Raw genomic sequence first — 18,303 nt, forward strand, 5'->3', positions numbered from 1 at the left:
GCCGCACCCAGCCCAACCCAACCCAGCCCCGCCGCACCCAGCTCCTCGCCGACCGGGAAGGCCAACGGCATCAGCTACCTGAGGCGGCTGAAGGACTCCACCTTGCGCACGTCGCCGGCGATCAGAATGACGTCGTCGGCCTCCAACGTCGTGTCAAGGGTCGTGTAGCTCCAGCCCTTGCCGGGGCGGTTGAATGCCGTGACGGTGATCCCGTGGATGGTGCGCACGCTCGATTTTCCGAGCGGCACGCCGATGATCTCCTGCGGCGGGTTCGTCTTCACGAGGGCGAAGTTCTCGTCGATCTCGATGTAGTCCTGCATCACCCCGCGCACGAGGTGGGCCACCCTTTTGCCCATGTCCTTCTCGGGGTAGATGACGTGCTTGACGCCGATCTGGCGCAGGATCTCACCGTGTGGGTCGCTGACCGCCTTGGCCCAGATATTCGGGATGCCCAGCTTGAGCAACAGGCTCGCGGTGAGGATGTTCGCCTGGATATCGCCGCCGATCGCGACGACCGCGCTGCTGAAGTCCGGCACCGAGAGTTGGCGGAGCGTCTCCTCTTTGGTCGAGTCGGCGCGCACGACGTGGGTGAGCAGGCCGTTGTGCGCCTGCACGATCTCCTCGTCTCCGTCGATGCCGAGCACCTCGCTGCCGCTGGCCATCAGCTCGAGTGCAAGGGCGCTGCCGAACCGACCCAGGCCGATCACGACGATCGCATCCTCTTCGGCCATACGCGCAGGCTGCTGGTGCCCGAACAGGGAAAATTTAGCCAATGATGGGCCTCTCTTTCGGTAATTCATACCCGGTGGGGCGGTCCCGCAGGGCGAGCGCCGAGGCGAAGGCGATGGGACCCAGACGACCGATGAACATGAGCAGCATCAGGATGATATGACCGGCCGGGGGCAGACCCGCGGTGATCCCGGTGGAGAGCCCCACCGTGCCGAACGCGGAGATCGCTTCGAACAGAAGGGCATCGAGGCCGATATCGGTGATCAGCATCAGGGCGACCGTGGAGACCGTGATCACCGCAACCGCCAGGAGCACGATGGTGATCGCCTGACGGTGCACGGCCCGGGAGAGGCGCTTGCCGAAGACGTTCACGGCCACCTCGCCACGGATTTCGGTCAGCAGGATGAAGAACAGCACAGCGAAGGTGGTGATCTTGATGCCGCCGGCGGTGCCGGCCGGGCCACCGCCGATCAGCATGAGCACGTCCATGCCGAGCAGGCTCGCGGAATCCATCGCCCCGATGTCGAGGCTGTTGAACCCGGCTGTGCGCGTCTGCACCGATTGGAAGAATCCCACCAGGAGTTTGCTCGGCCAGTCCAGCGGTCCGAGCGTGCCCGGGTTGTTCCACTCCACGCCGGTGATGTAGACAGTGCCCGCGACCAGAAGTGTGATCGTTCCGGCCAGCACGATGCGGGTGTTCATCGACCACTTCAGCGGGTTCCGGAAGTGCTTGCGCAGCTGCATGATCACCGGGAAGCCCAGGCCGCCGAGGATCACGGCGGCGGCGATGGGCAGGCAGATGAACGGGTCCGTCGCATAGGAGATGAGGTTGTCGCTGAACAGGGCGAAGCCCGCGTTGTTGAACGAGGACACGGAGTGGAACACGCCGAGCCAGATGGCCCGGCCCGGCGCTTCGCCGTACCCGATCCAAAACCGCAGGCTCAGCAGCACCGCCACGATGGACTCCACGATCAGGGAGATGCGCACGACGCCGAGAACCAGCCCGCGGACATCCTCGAGCCCGAAGCTCTTGACCTCGGCGGCCGCCGTCATGCGGGACCGAAGGGACATCTTGCGGATCACGGCGAGCCCGATGACCGAGGCGAACGTCATGATCCCGAAGCCGCCGACCTGGATCAGGGCCAGGATGATGACCTGGCCGAACGGCGTCCAGAACGTCGCGGTATCGACGACGGTCAGCCCGGTCACGCAAACGGCCGACGTGGCCGTGAAAGCCGCGATCAGGAGCGGGGTGCCGCCGGGGCCGGGCGTCGCGATCGGGATCATCAGCAGCACCGTGCCGATCAGGATGGCGGCGGCGAATCCGGCGACCACGACTTGCGCCGGATGCAGGCGGGCGCGCGGCACGCGCGGACCGCTTCTTCGGAGAGACAAGGATGGCACCCGCTCACTATACGGTTCACGGGCATCCGTCGTCTGTTCCGGTTTCGACACGGCACCCCCCCTATCGGTGACTGCCGCACTCACGCAAAATCCGAGATAATCTGTGTACACCGGCGAGGGGGAACCAAGGGTGAGATTCAACGGGGGTGTGCGTATGCACACGCACGCATTGCGGCCCCACGGCCGGTTGCTGGTGCAGTCGGGGCTTTCCGTCCTGGCCCTTGTCGCACCCATCTCCGCCGTGCTCTTCTGGCTCAGCATCCCCAACGGCACCTGGCGTCCGGTTGCCATCGCCCAGGTTGTGCTCCTGAGCATCTGCGGCCTTGCCTATCTCGCCTACACTCGCACCATCATCCGTGTCGATGCCGAGGGCATCTCGGAGCGCGGCTTCATGGGCCTGGTCAAGGACTTCTCCTCGGACGAGATCGGCAGCGTCGTGCTGCTCGACCTCTACCGGAGCGGGGCGCTCGACACGCAGCCGCAGCTCTTCGTCACCGGCACCGACGGCCGACTGCTGGTGCGCATGCGCGGGCAGTACTACTCGCGCGGCGCCATGGACACGGTGGTCGATCAGCTCGGCGTACCCATGGTGCGGGTGCCCGAACCGATGACCCTGCAGGACCTGAACCGGGTGCGCCCCGAACTGCTCTACTGGTTCGAGCGACGCTTCACCCGGCGCGGGGAGTAGCGCGGCATCCGCTCTTCGCGCTCTGCAAATCACGGCTCAGCGAGTGCGCCGCTTCCGGGTCGCGCGCACGATTGCGTCAATGGAGTCCAGGGCGGAGAACAGCAGCACGACGACCACCACGATGGCCGTGACGACCCCGACGCCCTGCGGCCAGCCGACGGCATCGAAATAGTCCGGGTTGAGCAGCCGGCCGCTCGCCGTGAGCCAGACCGCTGGAACGACGAAGAGAACGTCCAGCACGATGGTCGCCATCGCATTCGACACCGACCATCCCGTGTAATACGCGAACAGGTGAAAACTGATGCTGACAGCGGCATAGAAAAGTGCGATATTGAACGCCCCGGATGTCCACAATTCCGTCGCAATCGGACCGATGAGTGCGCTGTCCCGCCCCTCGACCGCACCCACCGTCTGCAGCCAGATCAGCACGCTGGCGATGATCACGAGAAAGCTGATTCCGCCGACGAGCTCCGTGAAATAGCCGCGCTTGTCCAGGACCTCGGGCAGGGATGCCGGATCCCAGACCACTGTGCGCCTTGACCGCATCGCCGATGTGCGCTCGATGATCGCGAAGATCACCGTCGTGAAGAACGCGATCGACATGGCCGTCTCGATTGCGCCGGTGACGGCGACGCCCACCGTTTCACCAGCCGACGAGCCGGCGACAAAAGTGACGATGCCGCTGAACAGAAACCAGATCGGCACCACGGTCGAGAGCAGCACCGTGAGCACGCGCACGTAGTCGAAGTAGAGATCCGGTCCCACGAGGTAGGTGGGCTTCTCCGAGTACCGGGCGGCCAGCCGGCGCGGTGCGCCCAGCTCGGCGAGCACGGTGTGTTCGGCGGCCACGGCATCCGTTCCCGCCTCCAGGCGATCCTCGATTGCGTCGGCGATCAGGGTGCGCAGTTCGGCTTCAATGTCAGCACGCTGCCGCGCAGGCAGGCCGCGCAGCGCTTCGGTGACGAAGCGGTCGGTGAGGGTGGACGGGGTGAACGGGGTGGTCATGATGTCTCCGTGAGGGATCGGAATGCCATGTTCAATTCGTTCCAGTCGGTGGTGAGGGTGGCGGCGAGACCCACCCCCTCCTCACTCGTGACGTAGAACTTGCGCGGTCGGGACTCGTCGGTGTTCCACTCGCTCGTGAGGAGACCCTGCTTCTCCAGGCGCCGCAGCAGAGGGTACAGGGTGTTGGCATCCACCGCGAACCCCTGGGATTCGAGGGCCGTAAGCAGGGCGTAGCCGTAGTTGGGCTGCATGAGCAGCACCAGGCAGGCGAGCACGATGGTGCCGCGCCGCAACTCCTGCCGGTGGGTGGCGAGTTCTTCTTCGTTGAGCACTTGTACACATTAGTGTGCGTCACACACCCGCAAGGGCCCGGTCGTGCGCCGCCCGCTCCCTGGAGCGGGTCCAGGATGCCGCGAGGACGACAATGGCCAGCAGCAGCGTGATCTCGATCGCGGAGAAGAACAGGTAGACCGGCGTGGGCGGTGTGCCGAGGAACAGCGTGGAGACCTGAACCGCGGCCATAACAGATGCGGCGCCCACATTGATCCAGCGGTTCAGTCCGTGCCGCACCACGCGAGCGAGAAGAACCATCGCGATGGGGATCTGCATCAGCACCCCGGCCGCGACCAGCTTGCCGGGTGTGAAGGGCCCGCCGCCGAGGGTGCCGGTCTCGAGGTCGACGAGGTGTGCCGGGTCGTAGAGCCCGAGCACGTCGCAGTAGAGGTAGTTGAACAGCAGAACGATCCAGAGCGTGGAGAGCAGCACGGGCCGCGGGAGTGGAGTGAGCAGCATCATGGGATCGGATCCTTTCCAAGGGTTGGTGTGTGGGGATTTGGTGTTGTCGGGTTTCGGTTTTGTAAGTCGCACTGTACTGTGTATCACACACTATAGTGTTACACCAGAAAGGGTGCCATGAAAGCGATCATCCAGCGGGCCTACGGCGGGCCCGAGACCCTCGAGTACACCGATGTCCCCATGCCGGTGCCCCGTGCCGACGAAGTGCTGATCCGCGTCCACGCGGCATCCGTGAATGCGGCCGACTGGCTGCTGATGCACGGCGAGCCCTATCTCGTGCGGCTCGCGTTTGGTTTGCGGGCACCCCGCATCGCGGTCCGGGGACGAGATGCCGCGGGAGTGGTCGTGGCCGTCGGCAGCGCCGTGCGACGCGTCGCCGTGAATGATGAGGTCTACGCGGAGGTCAATGCGGGCAGCTTCGCGGAATTCACGGTGGCGACCGAGAAGGTGGTTGCCCGCAAGCCTGCCACGCTCACCTTCGAGCAGGCGGCGACGGTGCCGATCGCCGCGACCACGGCGCTGCAGGGACTCCGGGATGCCGCGAACCTGCAGCCGCGCGATCGGATTCTGGTCAACGGCGCATCCGGCGGGGTCGGATCGTTTGCCGTGCAGCTTGCGAAAGCCTTCGGGGCTGAGGTGACGGCCGTCTGCAGCACTCGGAACGCCGAGCTGGCCCGCGGCCTGGGCGCCGACCACGTGATCGACTACACCTCCGAGGATTTCACGGCCAAGGGTCGGCAGTACGAGGTGATTTTCGATCTCATCGGCAATCGCTCCCTGTCCGACTGCCGCCGCGCGCTCACCCCACGCGGAACGCTGGTGCTGTCCTCCGCTGCAGGCGGTCGTCTGCTCGGCCCGATCGGGCGCATCCTCGCCGCATCGGCCCTGGGAGTCTTTTCGCGCCAGAGCCTCCGCCCGCTCGTGGCGTCGGCCAGCGCCACCGATCTCGATGTGATTCGCGAGCTGATCGACTCGGACAAGGTCGCTCCCCGGATCGAGACGACCTACCCACTGAGCCGGACCGCCGACGCCCTGCACCACTTCGGCGAGGAACACACCCGAGGCAAGATCGCCATCTCGATCTGGGACGGAGTGACGGCTGGCCCGGGGTGACGGCTGGCGCGGAGTGCGCCGCCTCGTCTGGCCCGGAGTGACGGCTGGCGCGGAGTGCGCCGCCTCGTCTGGCCCGGAGTGACGGCTGGCGCGGAGTGCGCCGCCTTGTCTGGCGCGGGGGCTGCGCTCCCGAACCAATTCGACGGAGATTTTGGCCGAAACGGATGTTTTGGGTCGGAAAACCGGGTTTACGGGCAAAATCTCCGTCGAATTCGCACGGCGCGCAGGGCGGGCAGGGCGGGCAGGGCCGACGAGGCTCAGTCGGGGGCCGGCCGGCGATCGGGGACATCCGGTGTGAAGATGTAATCGTTGTTCTCAGTGAGCTCGGGGCGCATCCCGCGAGACAGGTTGTTCTGGAACAGTGTCCGGGACTCGTCCCGGCGCCGGACGGCCTCGGCCGGGTCGTCGGCGCGCAGCCGCTCGAAGTCCACGTCAAGAGACAGCGAGTCGCTGCCCGACCAGACTGGGGGGAGTTCGCCGGCCAGTGCCCGGAGGGTGCGCGGAGAATCGAGTCGCCACCGCACCTCGAACCGGTCACTCCGGTCGCTGCCGGTGATGACGTCGTCGAGCCGGCCGTAGAAATCCGGCAGGAAGCGCACCACCTCGGCGCCCAGCTTGACCAGGTTGAAGTGCGCGTTGCGGCGGATCAGCGGGTCGAAAGTCCAGCGCATGTCTGCGACGCCGTGCTGCAGACAGAGTGCCCGCTGGAACAGTTTGAGCGCGTAGCCGACCCCACTGCCGCGCTGCCACGGCACGACCGCTGCCATGTGCGAGTGCAGGTGGATGCCGTCGGTCCAGCCGAGGAAGCCGAGCGTCGCGCCGACCGGTTTGCCGGCCTTGGTCGCCACCATCACGGTGTTGCCGGCGAAGTCGAGCGCCAGGAGCATCGACCTGTCGGGGCTGTGGCCCACGCCCCAGGTGCGCTCGAACAGGCCGATCACCGCGGCCAGGTCGCGGGGTTCAGCCTGCCGCACGGTCACCCCGGCAGCCTCGGCGGCTGCATCCGCGGCGGCCTCCGCCTGCCGCACGGCTTGCTGCGAAACCCCCGGCTCAACGCTCATGCGTCGAGTAGACCACACCAGGCCCGGTCCCCGGCAGCCGGCCACCGTGCTGATTCGACGGAGATTTTGCCCGGAAGACAGGTTTTCGGCCCCAAACCAGCTGTTATCGGCAAAATCTCCGTCGAATTGGTTCACGCACCGGGCACGCACCGGGCCGCACCGGGCCGCACCGGGACAGCCGCGCGGCACGAGCGCCCGCGCTAGTGTCCTCGACCCGAGACCACGTCCGCGACCGACGCGATCGGCGATGTCGTCCGCCGCCGGGTCAGCTCGGCATGGTCGGCCAGCGAGTAGGCGCGGTAGAGCGCGTGCACGGCGAGCCAGCGCAGCGGCTCCGGCTCCCAGTTACGCACCCGGTGGTTCACCCACGGCAGCCGGGTGCGGCCTGTGTCGTTGCCGAGGATCAGGTCGGTCAGCGTGCGCCCGGCGAGGTTCGTCGTCGCCACCCCGGTGCCCACATAGCCACCGGCCCAGGCCAGCCCGGTCGCCGGGTCCAGCCCCACGGTCGCCGCCCAGTCGCGCGGCACGCCGAGCACCCCCGACCAGGCGTGGTCGATCCGCGCGCCAGCCGTCGCCGGGAAGAACCGGGTCAGGATGCCTCGCAGCGCCTCCACCGTGCTCGCCGGAGTCCGCCCGTCGGAATCCGTCTGCGACCCGAACCGGTACGGCACGCCCCTACCGCCGATCGCGATGCGGTCGTCAATGGTGCGCTGCGCGTACATATAGGCGTGCGCCATGTCACCGAGGGTCTCCCGGCCCGCCCAGCCGATGCTCTGCCAGACGTCCGAGCTGAGCGGCGCGGTCGCGATCAGCGACGAGTTCATCGGCAGCCACGCCCGGTGCAGTCCCTTCAGGCCCGCCGTGAACCCCTCCGTCGCGCGCACCACGAACTCCGCCTCCACGGCGCCGCGGTCGGTGATCGCCCGGTGCGGCGTGATCTCGCTGACCCGGGTATTCTCGAAGATCTCCACGCCGAGGCCCTCCACCACCCGGGCAAGCCCGGCCGCGAGTTTGGCGGGGTTGATGCGCGCGCAGTGCGGGTGCCACATCGCCCCGGTGGCACCGGCCACGTCGATACGGGCGCGCGCAGCCGCCGGGGAGAGGAGTTCGACATCCGTCATGTCCCAGGCCTGCTCCGACCGAGCGGATGCCTCCAGCCTTCGTTGCTGCGGCTGGTCGTAGGCCACGGTGAACTCGCCGCCCTTGACGATGTCGGCGTCGACGCCCTCGGCCTTGGCGACCCGAATCACCTCGTCCACGGTCTCGTTCATGCCGGTCTGGAACCGGGCCGCCGCGTCCCGGCCGTGCGACTTCACGTACTGCTCGCGGCCGCCGGTGACCGAGTTGGTCAGCCAGCCGCCGTTCCGCCCTGACGCTCCGTAGCCGGCGAAGCGCTGCTCCACAATCACGATCCGAAGCGCCGGGGCCGCCTTCTTCAGGTAATAGGCCGTCCACAGCCCGGTATAGCCGGCACCCACGATGCACACATCGGCCGTCGTCGGCCCGGGCAGCGGGTCGCGGTTGGCCGGCCGGCCGAGCTGGTTCCACCAGAAGGAGACATCACCATTGATCATTCCCGCACCGCTTTCGTTCCGACGGATGTTTCGCGCTCAGTCACAGCATCATCTCGCATCCGGCTCGATCGGGCGGCAATCCTGATCCCCCCTGCCGGGATTCGCGTCGCGAGGATGGTACGCCGTTGCGCGGATGGCACGCCACGCGCGTAGCGGCGCACCACCCGCGCCGCGGCCGCAGCTATGCGCTCGGGCATCCGCCTGGCACGTCGGAAGGTCGAGTGCGTCTCAGGACGCCAGCCGGTCCTCCATCCCCCAGGGCTGGCCGTAGCCGCCCTCGGTTTCGGGCGCGCTCATCAGGTCGAGGAACACCTTCGCATCGAAGGCCTCCGGGCCGAGCACGCCGATGCCGGTCCAGGTGCCAGCGGCCAGCAGTTCCAGGGCGATCACCGGGTTCAGGGCGGTCTGCCAAACCACGCACTGGGTGTCGTATTCGCGCATCGTCCACTCGTTTTCGGCGACGTGGTAGAGGTAGACCTCGCGCGGCAGGCCGCCCGGACCCGTGCCGGTGACCCACACTCCCGCGCAGGTTTTGCCGGTCATCCGCGGGCCGATCGTGGCCGGGTCAGGCAGGCAGGCGGCCACCACATCGCGTGGGGCGACCAGCGCCGGGCCGGACGCGCTGCGCACCCGCACCGGGTCGACCCGGTCGAGGCCGAGCAGGTGCAGGGTCTTCAACACGCCGATGAATTCCTCACCGAGGCCGTACTTGAAGGTGACCCGATTCGCATCGAGCCAGCGCGGCATCAGCACCACCTCCTCGTGCTCCACGTTCACGCATTCGACCCGGCCGATGCCCTCCGGAAAGTCGAACATCTCCGGTTCACTGAACGGCTCGGTGGTGAACCAGCCGCGGTCCTTCTCGAAGATCAACGGCGGGTTCAGGCACTCCTCGATCGTGGTCCAGATGCTGAATGATGGCGCGAAGATCTCGTTACCGGCGTCGTCGTGCACGACCAGGTTGGCACCGTCGCGCGTGCCGAGCTCCTCGATCTGCCGAAACAGGTGGTCCGAGGCGTAGCGGGCGAAGACATCCGAGAGCCCCGGCTCGACGCCCATGCCCACCAGGGCAAGGCGGCCGGCGGTCTCCCAGTCGGCGGCCTGCGCGAACTGGTCGTCGCCGAGCATGACCCCGGTCTGGCGGTAGGGGTCCGTGGGGTGCGGTTCGGACAGGCTCACGGCCATGTCGAGGTAGTCACAGCCGGCAGCGAGCGCCCCGGCGAACACCGTGGGCACGAACTTCGGCTCGACCGCGTTCATCACGTGGGTGGCGCCGTGCCTGAGCGCAACGGCGGCGACCATGTCCGGGTCGCCGGCGTCGATCTGCTCGGCGGAGAACCGGGCTGCCGCCGCGTGCCCGTGCTTCAGGCCGATTGCGACGATGGTGCGTTCCGCCCGGGCCAGGTCGTAGTCGCACACGATGACGTGCTCGAAGAACGTGCGCCTGGCGATGATCTTCGCGAACGCGTCTCCTACGCCGCCCGCCCCGACAAGGAGGATTCTCATGCGTCGACGCTACTCCGGGGCATCCGTTACCGATGCGGCTGCCGATGCGGCTGCCGACGCGCCCGTGCGCACGCGCGTCCGTGCGCCCGTGCGCTCCGCCCGAACCAATTCGACGGAGATTTTGCCCAAAACGCGCGATTTTGCCCCGATTAAGGGCTCTACGCGGAATTTCTCCGTCGAATTCGCAAGGGCGACGGATGCTGCGCCGCCAACTCGCGCTCTCCCTGGAGCTTCGCGGCGACCGGGGCCCAGAGCAGCACGGCGACGGACGCACCGAGCAGCAGCCCGCCGATCGTATCCGTGAGCCAGTGTGCGCCCAGATAGGTGCGGCTGACCATCATCAGAACCGTGTAGAGGGTGCCGGCCAGCCAAACCCAGACGCGCGGGAAGAGGATGCCGAGACAAACCGCCATGGTCGCCGCATTGGCGACATGGCCGGACGGAAAGGATCCGAAATCTGACATGACCAGCATGTCTTCCGGCCTATCCCGACCGAACAGTGATTTGAGTACCTGCACCAGTCCCGAGCTCACGATCGTGGCAACCACGAAGTAGCCGGCCGCCCACGGCCGTTTGAGCAGCAGCAGCGCCACCAGAATCAGCACCGGGATCACGATCACGCCGGCGATTCCGGCACCGAGGTAGTTCATCGTGAGCGAGAGATACTCCCAGACGGGCGCCCGGTGCTCGAGGATCTCATCCATCCACTCGGCGTCGATCTCCAGCGGGCGGCCGTTGCCGCGCAGCACGATCAGGGCGCCGAGCCCCACGGCCAGCAACAGCGCTGCGGACCCGCTGACCAGAGGCCACCGGCGGGCGATGCGTCGGGTGGCGGAGGTGGCTGCGGTCTCGGGGGCGCGCTCGCTCATCATCTGTCCATGCTAGATCGGTGCGGGCGTGCGGCTTCCCGCCCTGGCCATTTGCCGCGCATCTCCGGGGGCTTACTCAGGAGATCTGCGAAGCCGGTGGCGACGGATGCCGGAATCACGCGGCATCCGTCGTCACCTCGGCCACACCATCGGAAATCTCCTGAGTTAGCCACCGGCGGCAACTGACGACTGACGACTAACCACTGACCACTGACCGGAGGCTGAAGGATGCCGTTACCCGGCGCCCATCTGGCCTCAATGCTCCAGCGCGGGCACCGACCGGGGGCGCACGATGAGCCACAGGGCGAAGATCGACACGATGGCGGTGACGCCCATCACGGCGCCCATCGGAACCGCTGTCCCGACGCCGAGCACGCCGACGATCGGGGAGATCAGTCCGGCGACGCCGAAGTTCGCGGCGCCGAGCAGCGACGCGGCGGTTCCGGCCTCATGCGCGTGCGCGTTCAGGGCGATGACCTGCACGCTGGGGAGGGTGAAACCGCAAGCCGCGATGAAGAACCACAGCGGCACCAGGGTGCCCCAGAGTCCCGCGCCGGCGAGGTCGAGCAGCACGATGGCCGCGGCCGTGATCAGGAGCACCACGGTGGACACCGAGATGATCCACTGCGGGCCGATGTTGAAGCGGTGCATGAGTCGGGAGCTGAGCTGCACACCCATCACGATGCCGAGCGAGTTGACGGCGAAGAGCACGCCGTACTGCTGCGGGCTGAAATCGTAGACCTGCTGGAACAGGAACGACGACGCCGAGAGGTAGGAGAACAGACCCGTGAAGGTCATCGCCCCGATGATCGCGACGCCGACGAAGATCCGGTCGCTGAGCACCGCACGGTAGCGCTGACCGAGGGAACTGTGCCCCTTGGTGTGGCGCTCGGCATCCGGCAGCGTCTCGACGATCCAGAACGCGACGGCCAGGATCACGACCGCACCGTAGGCGGCGAGCACCCAGAAGATGCCGCGCCAGCTCATCACCAGCAGCAGCTGCGAGCCGATGACCGGGGCCAGCACGGGGGCCAGGCCGCTGATCAGCGCGAGGCGGGAAAGCATCTTCACGAGCGGCTTGCCGCCGAACAGGTCGCGCACCATCGCCAGGGCGACGACCGCGCCGGCCGCGGCGCCGAAGCCCTGCAGCAGACGGAAGACCCCGAGCCAGACGATGTCCTGCGAGAGGGCGGCGCCGACACTCGCCAGAATGTGGAAGCCGGTCGCGAGCATCAGCGGCAGTCGGCGCCCGACCTTGTCACTCCACGGGCCGACCACAAGCTGGCCGAACCCGAACCCGATCATGGTGCCGGTGAGGGTCAGCTGGATGGCGGCCGCCGAGACACCGAACTCACCCTCCAGGGTGGGGAACGCGGGCAGGTACAGGTCGATCGTGAACGGGCCGAGCGCCGTGAGGGCGCCGAGCACGATGATGTAGACGAGGCGCTGGCCGCGGGAGAGGGCGTCCCCGGGATGCTTCGCGGCCGACCTCAGGTCGGCAGCGGTAATGACGGTGATGGCGGCGGTGCTCACGAAAGTATTGATCCTCGGTATCGATGGGGCTCTGCGTGCTGGTCTGATTTCGTTAGCGGCACCGCATCACGGGCGTCAGCACCAGCAGCGGAACACGGAACCGCCCTCACTGTCAAGGCAACCACACCGGCGCCTATTCCCCCATTCACAGAACGCCGCGGAAGTTGCAGGAATCCGCCCGATCGTGCACCGGTCCACTGCCGGAAGCTGGGACCTACTCCGGGCCCTCGTCCTCGAGCGCCTGCGGCAGGTCCCGGTGGTACAGAGTCGCGATCGGGCGGATGCCCCGGGCCAGCAGCCCGTCGACGAGACGCCCAGAGAACGCCAGCCCCTTCTCGTTCGCCGGACCGCGGCCGGTCGGCTGGATGCGGGACCACGCAATCGAGAACCGGTAGGCGTGCAGACCGAGCGACACCATCAGATCGAGGTCTTCGTCGAGGCGGTGGCAGTGGCAGTGGCAGTGGCAGTGGCAGTGGCAGTGGTCGGAGGCTACGTCGCCGGTGTCGCCGTTCAGATCCTTGCCGGGGGTGCGGCTGAGGGCGTCCCAGATCGACGGGCCGCGGCCGTCCTCGTTGAGGGCACCCTCGATCTGGCTTCTCGCGGTGGCAAACCGAAAAGGAACCCCTCGGGGAAAACGAGTCCGGGGTCGCGGTAGTCAGCATTTCCACTGGTCATCAGGGTGAGTGTTGCCGTTCCGAAAACGGATGCCGCGGTGCCGGCGCCCGGCCGCCGAGCTCGGAACGGTGTCGGCGAACCGTTGTGCACCGTGAGGGGCTCCGCCCGGCCGCCGGACTCGACCGGTCGGGGACCGTGACGGTCTCGGCCGGACCGTCCAGCGGGTTCGCGACCTCGATCGTACGCACAGCCGGGCCGCCCGGGAAAACAGGGGTCAGCGTGTCAGCCAGGTCACCCGCGTACTCGGGGTGGCCGGCCACGGGAACCGGGCGCAGCGGTGTGGCTAACTCAGGAGAATCGACGGATGCCGCGATCCGGGCCCCCGATTCCCGCGGCGCCCAGCCGCCGGCATCCGTTTTCTCCTGAATTAGCCCCAACCACCGCGGATCGACCGCGCGGGCGACGACTCGGTTCTCCGCACGGCGCTCACAGCCCCCTCACAGCCCCGCTGCACCTCCCCCGGAGACGGACCCTCTAACCTTGGAGCTACCTGCCAGTCGCAACGAAACGGTGCATTAGTTCATGAGTAATGTCTACGGCAAACCTGTCCCCCCCAAGAAGGATCGCCGCGAGATGGCGCGTGAAAGCGCCCGCCAGCTCCGCGAGGAGCAGCAGAAAAAGGAGAAGCGCAACCGCTGGCTTCTGCGCGGCGGCATCGGCGCCGGCCTGCTCGCGGCTGCCGTGGTCGTGGCCCTCGTCGTGGTCGGCAGCCAGGGACCTGCGGCGCCGGGCCCGCTCAACATGGCCAGCGACGGCGTGCTGCTCGGCGGCGACGGCACCAACATCGTCCCGGTCGAGACCGTCTCCGTGGCCGCCGACGAGGACCCCATCGCAACCGACCCGACAACCCTCGGCGACACCGCCAACATCGTGGTCTACGCGGACTATCTCTGCCCCTTCTGCGGCCAGTTCGAAACCACGAACGGCGAGCAGATCGCCGGCTGGGTCGCCGCGGGCACTGCCACGCTCGAGCTGCACCCGATCTCAATCCTCGATCCGGTTTCGGCCGGTAGCAAGTACCCGACCCGGGCCGCGGCCGCCGTCGCGTGCGTCGCCAACCATGAGCCCGAGAACGTGCTCGCCCTGAACGCGGCCCTGTTCGCGAACCAGCCGGCGGAGAACACCGAGGGCCTGACCGACGAAGACCTGGTCAGCCTGGCCACGAGTGCGGGCGTCACCGACGAGAAGGTCGCCACCTGCATCACGGAGAACACCTTCGCCGCCTGGGTCGGCACCGCCACTAAACGCGCCCTCGACGGCCCTCTCCCCAACGCCGACATCGAGCAGGTCAAGGGCACGCCCACCGTGCTCGTCAACGGCGTCTCCTACCCCGGCGCCCTCGACGACCCGGCCGCCTTCGAGGCCTTCGTCACAGCGCAGGCCACCGCCGAGTAGCGCCTGGGGTTCGGGGCACCGCGAGGCGCCCCGGTTTCACCCCCGACGCCGCCCCGCCTCACCCCCGGCGCCGCGGCCTCACCCCCCGGCGCCGCCCCACCCCCACGTGCAGTCGCGATCGTCTCTCGCACGAAGGACCACCATGCAGATCCACGGACAGACCGTCGACGCCCAGACCCGCTGCGTGCACTACCGTTCCGCGCTCGACGTCGTGGCGATCAGATTCTTCTGCTGCGGGCGCTTCTACCCGTGCTACCAGTGCCACTCCGCCGGTGAAACCCATGTCGCCCGGCTCTGGCCGGCCGACCTCTGGGCCGAGCACGCCATCCTCTGCGGAGTCTGCCGCGGCACGCTCTCGATCGCCGACTACCGGGCAACCACCGCGTGCCCTGCGTGCGGCGCCACCTTCAACGACGGATGCCGCGCTCACGCCCATCTCTACTTCGACCTCCCGGCAACGCCGGCCTGAGCTGCTGCCGCACGGGCCCACAACCCACGGCAACCGCCACCCACTTCGGCACCCAGGATCCCGGGTGGGAACCAATTCGACGGAGATTTTGCTGCCCGGAGGCCGGTTTCGACGATTTCGGGGGTGAATCGGCAAAATCTCCGTCGAATTCGTTCGGGGCGGATGCTGCGGGCCAAGCAGGACAATGCCGCAGAACTGGGCCGGAGAGGCGGCTTGAGCCGGGCACTGGCCGGCCTGAGCCAGGCCTTCCACCCCCGCACGGGCTCCAGCCGGCACGCAGCGACCCCCGCGCAGACCGCGCGAACCGCGCAACCCGAGCATTCCGAGGAACTTGCGCGCCCCTCGCGACTACATCGGGCCGGCGCGCTCCGACAGCCAGGCGTACGGATCCGTCGGGGTGATCCCGTCGATCAGGATCTCGAAATGCAGGTGCGGGCCGGTGCTCTCGCCGGTGCTGCCCACGTTGCCCAGGTGCGTGCCCACGCCCACGGACTGTCCCGCGGAGACCTGCAGCGAGCCGGCCTGGAAGTGCGCATAGACGCTGCTGACGAGCTGTCCATCGACGGTGTGGTCGACGATCGCGTAGACGCCGAAGCCGCCGTTGTCCGTGGCGGAGACTTCACGCACGACGCCGTCCGCAACCGCCTGGGCAGGTGCACCCTCGCCGGGAAGCATATCGAGCCCCTTATGGAACGTCGAGCAGCCCCCGCAGGGTGCATCGCGCGCACCATAGGGATCGGAGAGGCGAACCGAGCCCGGAAAGGGCCACTGCACGGCTGCACCAGCGGCGGCCGGAGCGGCCGCATCGTCGGCACTCGGAACCGCAGCAGGGGCGGCAGGTATGGGTTCGGGCTTCGGCGCATCAGTGACCGTGAAACCGTCGCGCTGCACGGTGGCGGTGGCCGCCGCACTCGGCATCAGGCTCTGTAGCGACGCTTCGGCGGCGGAGGCATCAGGGGCGGCGGCGGCACGCGCGGCGGGATCGGACTCGGCGGCATGCGCTGAGCCATCCGCGAAGGCCCGCACCGAATCTTCCACGGCGGCCGGCGGCAGCCAGCCGTAGACATCGAGTTCCGAGGCCTGTGCGGGAATGCCGAGGACCACCGTGAGCAGTCCGGCAAAAAGCATCGCGAATCCGCCGGCGGCGGCCTGACGCGGGATCAAGGTGAATCTGGTGAGCCTGAGCAACCTGTTGAGCCTAGGCGTCTGCATAGGCACCTTCCGCCGAAACGCGGCGGGCAGGGAACAGGAGAAAAATGGGCATGGTGAGAGCTCTCGTCGGCGCGGTTACGCGGTTCGGGTGAGGGGGGCCGGAACCTCACTCAGACGGAGAATGCGCTCACAGCGCAGAGCAATCCCACGGGGAACGACGCTCCCTCAGAGGAAGTGTCCAAGTGCGCCGCACGACGTGGGGCTTCGCGCACAAGAGTCGAGGATATCTCGGTATCCTGATAAAGCAATGGGCTTGCGCAGTTCGGTCACGGATGTTCCGGCCGGCGGCCCAGGATCGACGCCACGCGCGATCGCCCGAAAGCTCAACATTTCAGCCTAGCCCGCACGCGCAGCACCGCAAACTCAGCACAGCAACCTCGGAGCCGCAAACTCTGCTCCGCAACCGCAGAGCAGCACCCGCAGAGCCACAAACGCAAAGCCACAAACGCACAGCCGCACCCGCAGAGCCGCAAATTCAGAGCCCGAGCACCCGATCCGCCAGCGTGCCGAGCGCGCCCGGCACGAGCCGGTAGTACGCCCAGGTGCCACGCTTGTCGCGGGTCAGGATACCGGCATCCACCAGCACTTTGAGGTGGTGTGACACGGTGGGCTGACTGAGCCCGAGGGGTTCGGTCAGGTCGCAGACGCAGGCCTCCATATCGTCGTGCGCGGCCACCAGCGAGACCAGACGCAACCGGGCCGGGTCGGCCACGGCCTTCAGTAGCCGGGCGAGCCGCTCCGCCTCATCGGCGCCGATCGCTTCGCGCGCGGCAGGGGCGCAGCAAGCAGCGGCCGCGCCAGCGGCATCCGTCGTGCCATCTGCGACATCCGAAGCAACCGCGCCATCCGTCACGAGATCCACGGCGACCGCAGCGGTCGACGCCTCAGGCACGGCACGGGTCTCGGTGAACGACATCTGAACAGTATCTCCCATAAATTGACATCCATCGATGCATTGGGGAAGACTCCCTATCGACACCTCTGATTTTATGTCCCACCCGCCGATTTTTGTCTTACCTGCTCACGGAGCCACATGCCCTTCCCCGAATCGACCACCTCCCGCCCCACCGCCCCGCCCACCCTGCAGCCGGCTGCCGCGCAAAACGCCATCGCCCCGGCGCGGCTCGGGGCCGTCGACCGTCTCCTGCCGGTCTGGATCCTCGCGGCAATGGCCCTGGGCCTGCTACTGGCGGTCGTCGCACCCGGCGTCGGCGACCTGCTCGCTGCGTTCACGATCGGCTCGGTCAGCGTGCCCATCGCGATCGGGCTGCTCGTGATGATGTACCCGGTGCTGGCCAAGGTTCGCTACACGGATGCCCGCGCAGTCGCCCGCGACCGCCGCCTCCTGGTCTCCTCGCTGGTGCTGAACTGGCTGCTGGGGCCCGCCCTGATGTTCGCCCTTGCCTGGATCTTCCTGCCGGACCTGCCCGAATACCGCACCGGCCTGATTATCGTGGGCCTTGCCCGCTGCATCGCCATGGTGCTGATCTGGAACGATCTGGCCTGCGGCGACCGCGAGGCCGCCGCCTTCCTGGTGGCCCTCAACTCCGTCTTCCAGGTCATCGCGTTCGCCGCGCTGGGCTGGTTCTACCTCCAGGTGCTCCCCGCCTGGCTCGGCCTGTCTACCACGAGCGCGGAGTTCTCGATCCGGGCGATCACCGTCAGCGTGCTCGTCTTCCTCGGCATTCCCCTGCTGGCCGGCTACCTGTCCCGCCGGGTCGGCGAGGCCACCCGCGGCCGCGACTGGTACGAGAGCCGGTTCCTGCCGAAAATCAGCCCGTTCGCCCTCTACGGGCTGCTGTTCACGATCGCGCTGCTCTTCGCCCTGCAGGGCCGCCAGGTGATCGACCGCCCGTTCGACGTGGCCCTGATCGCCCTGCCGCTGCTGGTCTACTTCGCTGTCATGTTCGCCGCCGGATTCGCGACCGGCAAGCTCGCCGGGCTCTCCTACGAGCGCACCACGACCTTGGCGTTCACCGCCGCCGGCAACAACTTCGAGCTGGCGATCGCGGTGGCCATCGGCACCTTCGGCGCCACCAGCGGCCAGGCCCTGGCGGGCATCGTGGGCCCTCTGATCGAGGTGCCGGCGCTCGTCGCCCTCGTCTATGTGGCGCTGTGGCTGCGGCCGCGGCTGTTCTCAGGGGCCGCGGCGCCGGCATCCGTCGCAGCCGACACCGCCGTAACCGACACCGACGACACCGACGTCACCGCCGTCACCGACGTCACCGCCGTCACCGCCGACCCGCTTCCCGACCGGGTCTGATCTCTGTACACC

General features: G+C 67.8%; 18 protein-coding genes and 1 pseudogene. 5 read left to right on the forward strand and 14 right to left on the reverse strand.

What is annotated here, in order from left to right; all coding sequences use genetic code 11:
- Positions 1–74 precede the first annotated feature (74 nt).
- Together CXY79_RS00525 and CXY79_RS00530 are read right to left on the reverse strand one after the other, a co-directional pair.
- Positions 75–731 carry a TrkA family potassium uptake protein gene (locus tag CXY79_RS00525; RefSeq protein ID WP_104099219.1) on the reverse strand — a complete coding sequence of 219 codons (657 nt, stop codon included), beginning with the start codon at positions 729–731 and terminating at the stop codon, positions 75–77.
- A gap of 34 nt (positions 732–765) precedes the next feature.
- Positions 766–2,133 (reverse strand): TrkH family potassium uptake protein, encoded by a 1,368-nt coding sequence (locus CXY79_RS00530; protein ID WP_233191096.1) that lies wholly within the window; start codon positions 2,131–2,133, stop codon positions 766–768.
- A gap of 154 nt (positions 2,134–2,287) precedes the next feature.
- On the opposite strand from CXY79_RS00530, the gene CXY79_RS00535 reads away from it, so the two are divergent.
- Positions 2,288–2,821 carry a hypothetical protein gene (locus CXY79_RS00535; protein WP_134401156.1) on the forward strand — a complete coding sequence of 178 codons (534 nt, stop codon included), beginning with the start codon at positions 2,288–2,290 and terminating at the stop codon, positions 2,819–2,821.
- 36 nt (positions 2,822–2,857) lie between these two features.
- Here CXY79_RS00535 and CXY79_RS00540 read toward each other — a convergent pair whose 3' ends face one another.
- From CXY79_RS00540 to CXY79_RS00550, 3 genes are read right to left on the reverse strand one after another with little or no spacing between them, the layout of a single operon-like run.
- Complete coding sequence (locus CXY79_RS00540) at positions 2,858–3,826, reverse strand: permease prefix domain 1-containing protein (protein ID WP_104099222.1); 969 nt, start codon at positions 3,824–3,826, stop codon at positions 2,858–2,860.
- Entirely contained in the window at positions 3,823–4,158 is a 336-nt protein-coding gene (locus CXY79_RS00545) for a PadR family transcriptional regulator (RefSeq protein WP_104099223.1), read from the reverse strand. The genes CXY79_RS00540 and CXY79_RS00545 overlap by 4 nt, the downstream gene beginning before the upstream one ends.
- Before the next feature lie 19 nt (positions 4,159–4,177).
- On the reverse strand, positions 4,178–4,621 hold the full coding sequence (locus CXY79_RS00550) for a DUF6326 family protein (protein ID WP_174721905.1): 444 nt from the start codon (positions 4,619–4,621) through the stop codon (positions 4,178–4,180).
- Positions 4,622–4,738: 117 nt separating this feature from the next.
- On the opposite strand from CXY79_RS00550, the gene CXY79_RS00555 reads away from it, so the two are divergent.
- Complete coding sequence (locus tag CXY79_RS00555; RefSeq protein ID WP_104099224.1) at positions 4,739–5,734, forward strand: NAD(P)-dependent alcohol dehydrogenase; 996 nt, start codon at positions 4,739–4,741, stop codon at positions 5,732–5,734.
- Between the two features lie 257 nt (positions 5,735–5,991).
- Here the strand turns inward: CXY79_RS00555 and CXY79_RS00560 are convergent, their stop codons facing one another.
- From CXY79_RS00560 to CXY79_RS15575, 7 genes and pseudogenes are all read right to left on the reverse strand, one after another.
- On the reverse strand, positions 5,992–6,795 hold the full coding sequence (locus CXY79_RS00560) for a GNAT family N-acetyltransferase (RefSeq protein ID WP_104099225.1): 804 nt from the start codon (positions 6,793–6,795) through the stop codon (positions 5,992–5,994).
- A 200-nt stretch (positions 6,796–6,995) separates the two neighbouring features.
- The gene (locus CXY79_RS00565; protein ID WP_104099226.1) at positions 6,996–8,369 is read right to left on the reverse strand and encodes an FAD-binding oxidoreductase; all 1,374 of its coding nucleotides are present in this window, start codon (positions 8,367–8,369) and stop codon (positions 6,996–6,998) included.
- Positions 8,370–8,597: 228 nt separating this feature from the next.
- A complete protein-coding gene (locus CXY79_RS00570; protein WP_104099227.1) occupies positions 8,598–9,875 on the reverse strand; it encodes a saccharopine dehydrogenase family protein in 1,278 nt (425 codons plus the stop codon).
- Positions 9,876–10,033: 158 nt separating this feature from the next.
- Positions 10,034–10,747 (reverse strand): phosphatase PAP2 family protein, encoded by a 714-nt coding sequence (locus tag CXY79_RS00575; RefSeq protein WP_233191097.1) that lies wholly within the window; start codon positions 10,745–10,747, stop codon positions 10,034–10,036.
- Between the two features lie 252 nt (positions 10,748–10,999).
- Positions 11,000–12,277, reverse strand: coding sequence for a multidrug effflux MFS transporter (locus CXY79_RS00580; RefSeq protein ID WP_233191098.1), 1,278 nt, complete (start codon positions 12,275–12,277; stop codon positions 11,000–11,002).
- A gap of 223 nt (positions 12,278–12,500) precedes the next feature.
- Positions 12,501–12,952, reverse strand: a pseudogene (locus tag CXY79_RS00585) (family 1 glycosylhydrolase); the annotation flags it as partial.
- A complete protein-coding gene (locus tag CXY79_RS15575) occupies positions 12,952–13,329 on the reverse strand; it encodes a hypothetical protein (RefSeq protein WP_146068060.1) in 378 nt (125 codons plus the stop codon). The gene CXY79_RS15575 and the pseudogene CXY79_RS00585, both read right to left, overlap by 1 nt.
- Positions 13,330–13,525: 196 nt before the next feature.
- On the opposite strand from CXY79_RS15575, the gene CXY79_RS00590 reads away from it, so the two are divergent.
- Positions 13,526–14,347 (forward strand): thioredoxin domain-containing protein, encoded by an 822-nt coding sequence (locus tag CXY79_RS00590; protein ID WP_104099228.1) that lies wholly within the window; start codon positions 13,526–13,528, stop codon positions 14,345–14,347.
- 142 nt (positions 14,348–14,489) lie between these two features.
- The gene (locus CXY79_RS00595; protein ID WP_104099229.1) at positions 14,490–14,816 is read left to right on the forward strand and encodes a CHY zinc finger protein; all 327 of its coding nucleotides are present in this window, start codon (positions 14,490–14,492) and stop codon (positions 14,814–14,816) included.
- A 348-nt stretch (positions 14,817–15,164) separates the two neighbouring features.
- On the opposite strand, the gene CXY79_RS00600 is transcribed toward CXY79_RS00595, so the two are convergent.
- Both CXY79_RS00600 and CXY79_RS00605 read right to left on the reverse strand, forming a co-directional pair.
- The gene (locus CXY79_RS00600) at positions 15,165–16,004 is read right to left on the reverse strand and encodes a M23 family metallopeptidase (protein WP_233191099.1); all 840 of its coding nucleotides are present in this window, start codon (positions 16,002–16,004) and stop codon (positions 15,165–15,167) included.
- Between the two features lie 499 nt (positions 16,005–16,503).
- On the reverse strand, positions 16,504–16,881 hold the full coding sequence (locus tag CXY79_RS00605; RefSeq protein WP_233191100.1) for a metalloregulator ArsR/SmtB family transcription factor: 378 nt from the start codon (positions 16,879–16,881) through the stop codon (positions 16,504–16,506).
- Positions 16,882–17,061: 180 nt separating this feature from the next.
- Between CXY79_RS00605 and arsB the strand changes: the two genes are divergently transcribed.
- Entirely contained in the window at positions 17,062–18,291 is a 1,230-nt protein-coding gene (arsB, locus tag CXY79_RS00610) for an ACR3 family arsenite efflux transporter (RefSeq protein WP_104099232.1), read from the forward strand.
- Positions 18,292–18,303 lie beyond the last annotated feature (12 nt).

The organism is Cryobacterium sp. M96 (assembly GCF_002929845.1).
Taxonomy (GTDB): Bacteria; Actinomycetota; Actinomycetes; order Actinomycetales; family Microbacteriaceae; genus Cryobacterium; species Cryobacterium sandaracinum.